1 protein-coding gene is annotated in these 764 nt (G+C 67.9%); it reads right to left on the bottom strand.

Annotation, left to right across the window (positions count from 1 at the left end; all coding sequences use genetic code 11):
* A partial coding sequence (locus tag ACWTU8_RS31715) for an IS110 family RNA-guided transposase (protein ID WP_455851240.1) occupies positions 1–764 on the bottom strand: 764 nt, incomplete at both ends.

The raw sequence follows: 764 nt of genomic DNA, 5'->3' as shown, positions 1-764 counted from the left end.
GGCCTGTCGGCCTGTGCTTGCCGCCGGTGTCATGGCTCTTGCGGGTCAGGCCCAGCCAGGCGGCGAAGTCCCTGGCCGAGGCGAACTGACGGCCATCGCCGATGGCCGCGACGGTCGCATGCGCGATGATCGGGCCGACGCTCGGGATCGTCGTCAGCCGCGAAGCTGCCCGCTGCTGCCTGACCCGAGCCAGGATCTGCTTGTCCAGCTTGCCGATCTCGCCATCCAGCGCGCGCCATTGCCCGGCCAGAGGCACCAGGCAGATCAAAAGCGCCACGGGGATGGCTTCATCGGCCGCGTCAACGCGCTGCAGCAAGGTCTCGATGCCCGCTGCTCCTTTGGCACTTACCAGGCCCATCTCATAGAGCATGCCTCGCATGGCGTTGGCCAGTTGCGTGCGCTGGCGCACCAGAAGGTCGCGCGTGCGGTGGAGCGCCCGGGCCCATTGCTGTTCGACCGTCTTGATCGGCACGAAGCGCATGTCGGGCCGGCTCACCGCCTCGCAACAGCCTTGCGCGTCGCGGACATCGTTCTTGTTGCGCGGAACGTAGGGCTTCACATAGGCCGGCGGCATCAGCTTGACCTCGTGGCCAAGCGCGCTGAGCGTGCGGGCCCAATGATGGGCCGAGCCGCAGGCCTCCATGCCGATCAGCGCCGGCGGCTGCGCGGCGAAGAACTTCTCCACCTGCGCGCGGCGCAGCTGGCGCTGCACCACCACCTTCCCGGCAGCATCCACACCGTGCACCTGAAACACATTCTTGGCC

The sequence above is a fragment of the Mesorhizobium sp. BHbdii genome (assembly GCF_053848045.1).
The sequence above is the reverse complement of the archived record's forward strand: the minus strand, read 5'-3'. Positions and strand labels throughout refer to the sequence as shown.